Below are 3,333 nucleotides of genomic sequence, written 5' to 3' on the forward strand. Positions count from 1 at the left end.
GTTGCATTTTGCAAATGCCTAAGATTAGTATTATTATATGAAGCTATGCTATAAAATAATTAGGAAATATTTATAATGAATAGGTAATAAGGAATAGGGAAAAATGAAAAGTGAAAAATGAAAAATGAAAAATGAAAAGTGAAAAATTAAAAGATAAAATTGAAAATTAAACAAAGCCCAGCTTGAATTTATCAAATTCAAGCTGGGTTTTTTACCTATCTAGGTGGAATGCATCATGAAGTATATTAACTGCTTTTTTGGCCTCTTCCTCCCTGACTAGGCAGGAGATTGTGGAGTGGGAGTCTGAGCTTTGAAGAATTTTAATACCTTCCCTTGACAGGGCAGTAACAATAGTTGCCATTACACCAGGAATACCAGTAATGCGACTGCCAATTATAGTTACTTTGCTACATTTTTCAATTATTTCATAGGGTAAATCTAATTGTGCTAATATTTTTTTTAACAAGGGAATTTGCGTAGCATCTATTGTAAATATTTTTTTAGTAACAAAAAAATTAATCATATCAATACTGATATTATTTTTTGCTAATGTTGTTAACAATGTACTTTCTAAATCAAAGTCATTTTCTAAAAAGACTGATACTTGAGCTATATTATCCTTGTGGGTTATGGCAGTAAGAAGCCTTTCCTTTTTCCTAGTTGAATATGGACTTTCCCCGTTTTTACGGAAATGATGTATAGCAGTACCAGGATGCTCTGACATAGTATTTTTTATCTTCACCACTAGGTTTTCCTTTTGAGCAATCTCAACTGCCCTCGGGTGTATAACCTTTGCCCCCTTATCTGCCATTTGAAAAACCTCTTCGTAATTTATCTCCTTAATGATTTTTGCAGAGGGTACTACATTAGGGTCTGCTGTCATTATACCGTCGACGTCTGTATAAATTTCAACACATTCTGCATTAAGTGCAACACCTAAAGCGGTTGCTGTTGTGTCGCTCCCCCCTCTACCTAAGGTGGTAATATCTCCTTTTTGGTTTACACCTTGAAAACCACAAACAATTACTATTGAACCCTCCTGTAGATGTGATAGAATTTTATTTTCATCAATAGCTATTATTTCCGAGTTACTAAACTCATCATCTGTTAAAATACCAGCCTGTGCACCATTCATTACAATTACTTTTTTACCCATTTCCTCAAGGAGTGCTGCTAAAACGGATGCAGATATCATTTCTCCACAGGACATTAGAAAATCCATAGTTCTTAAGCTGCAACTAGGATAATCCGATAAAACTAAGCCCCTTAAGGTATCTGTTGCATACGGTTCCCCCTTACGACCTATGGCGGATACAACAGCCACAACAGCTTTTCCCCTTTGCTTTGCATCTAATATTTTATCAACAACCATCTGCCTTCTCTCTTTTGTTGAAAGGGAAGTTCCTCCAAATTTTTGCACTACTATTTCCAACAATACCACCTCATACCTAATGTTTGTTTATTAAAAATACAATTATATATTTAAAGTATGCTTTTATATTATAAATGTTCATATAGAAAGTCAATGATATTTATCTACATTAAAACAAAGGTTAATTATCACAACTTTTTGTGTAGCTCATATTATGTAGTGAGACCTTAAAAGGGTGTCATATTTTACCAGGAGGTGTAGCTACATGGGTGAAGCTGTTAAGGGTACAGGGATCCTTGGAGGTTTGTTTGGATCACCTAACAGTATACTATTCTTTTTTCTTTTACTAGTGATAATTTTCTGTAACTGTACATTATTTAAAGACGCAGGAGATAGCCTACTATTCTTCTTCCTGCTATTGGTGGTTCTGTTCGGTGGACGTAGTTTGTTTTGTAGTTGCTAATAGATAGGTAGAACCTTATGGTTCTACCTATTTATTATTAATTGTAAAGCTTACTAAACCTTATTATACAGCAAACCATTATAAAATATTAAAACCTAAAGCTTTTTCTTTTAAATGATCTGCAATAAATGTGTAGCTTTATCACTATTTTCAATTGGTTTTCATAATATATTAGTAGAATAAAGCTTAAAGTTATAGCTCTAGGAGGTGAAAACCATGACAGAGGTTAGGGGTAATGTTCTGTTTGGAGGCGTAGGAGGTACTAATATTTTACTCTTCTTTCTTATATTAGTGGTAATTCTAATTAATTGTCCAATATTTAAAGATTGCGGAGATAGCCTATTGTTTTTCTTCTTAATATTGGTGGCTTTATTCACTGGACCAACATGGTTTTGTTATTAAGCAGCTATTTAATAGCTAAGAGCTTATAAAGAAAACATTGTTCAGATGGAGCTTTTACTCCAGCTGAACTTTAGCTCTGCTTACTTGCACGTTTAGCAGCACTTGTTGATGTTTCAGAAATAGGAGTGCTGGTAATGCCACTAAGATAAATAAATATGCTACTAAAAACAATTAAAGGTAACCCATTAATTGTTTTTTTATGAGTCCATATATGACTTTTATTATACTCCAGCAGATAAAAACAGTTTTTAGCTAAAATAAACACGATTATAATATAAACTAATTTACATACATTTTTTATTATGATATAATTATCACAAAATAAAGATAAAAGATTTTTCTGGTTAGACATTAGTAAGGCTACAAGGTTAGCTATTAAACAAATAGTGTATAGGTTACATACAGTTTAAAGCTATTTAATAAATAATACAAAAGAAAGGATGTTGAAGTATGGGTATGTTTGATGGTAAAAAGATCATCATAATTGGTGATCGAGATGGAATACCAGGTCCAGCAATTGAAGAATGCTTAAAGACAACCTCTGCTGAAGTTGTATTTTCATCAACTGAATGCTTTGTCTGAACCGCTGCAGGAGCAATGGACCTAGAGAATCAAAAAAGAGTTAAGGATCTTTGTGAACAACATGGTGCAGAAAATGTTATGGTTGTTCTAGGAGCAGCAGAAGCAGAAGCAGCTGGTTTAGCAGCTGAAACTGTTACAAATGGAGATCCAACCTTTGCAGGTCCATTAGCAGGAGTCCAGTTAGGGCTTAAGGTATATCATGCAGTAGAGCCAGAATTTAAAGATACAGTTGATCCAACAGCATATGACGATCAAATTAGTATGATGGAAATGGTTTTAGATGTAGATTCAATAGTTAGTGAAATGACTTCAATAAGAAGTGAGTTTACAAAATACTAGAGCCAAATATATTTAGCATTTAAATAGATGGATATAAATTATCCATCTATTTAAATATGTTTAATTGTTTTATTAAAATAGGAGGTGCAAATAATGTCAAATGCAGTAGTAAAGGGTGCAGGATATGTTTTAGTACATGCACCAGATATGATAATACACAATGGTACAACTCAAA

Annotated in this window: 3 protein-coding genes; 2 read left to right on the plus strand and 1 reads right to left on the minus strand. The window is 33.0% G+C overall.

Features of this window, described 5'->3' with window-relative positions:
* Positions 1-211: 211 nt before the first annotated feature.
* A complete protein-coding gene (dapG, locus tag F8154_RS12240) occupies positions 212-1,441 on the minus strand; it encodes an aspartate kinase (protein ID WP_334296205.1) in 1,230 nt (409 codons plus the stop codon).
* A 610-nt stretch (positions 1,442-2,051) separates the two neighbouring features.
* Between dapG and F8154_RS12250 the strand changes: the two genes are divergently transcribed.
* Both F8154_RS12250 and grdA read left to right on the plus strand, forming a co-directional pair.
* On the plus strand, positions 2,052-2,237 hold the full coding sequence (locus F8154_RS12250) for a hypothetical protein (RefSeq protein ID WP_151861914.1): 186 nt from the start codon (positions 2,052-2,054) through the stop codon (positions 2,235-2,237).
* A 450-nt stretch (positions 2,238-2,687) separates the two neighbouring features.
* Complete coding sequence (grdA, locus tag F8154_RS12255) at positions 2,688-3,158, plus strand: glycine/sarcosine/betaine reductase complex selenoprotein A (protein WP_151861915.1); 471 nt, start codon at positions 2,688-2,690, stop codon at positions 3,156-3,158.
* Positions 3,159-3,333: the final 175 nt, after the last annotated feature.

It is taken from the genome of Alkaliphilus pronyensis (genome assembly GCF_009017275.1).
GTDB lineage: Bacteria > Bacillota > Clostridia > Peptostreptococcales > Natronincolaceae > Alkaliphilus_C > Alkaliphilus_C pronyensis.

Bases quoted from the DNA above. Each gene is read 5' to 3' on its own strand.
- F8154_RS12250 (WP_151861914.1), top strand. From the start codon at position 2,052: ATGACAGAGGTTAGGGGTAATGTTCTGTTTGGAGGCGTAGGAGGTACT.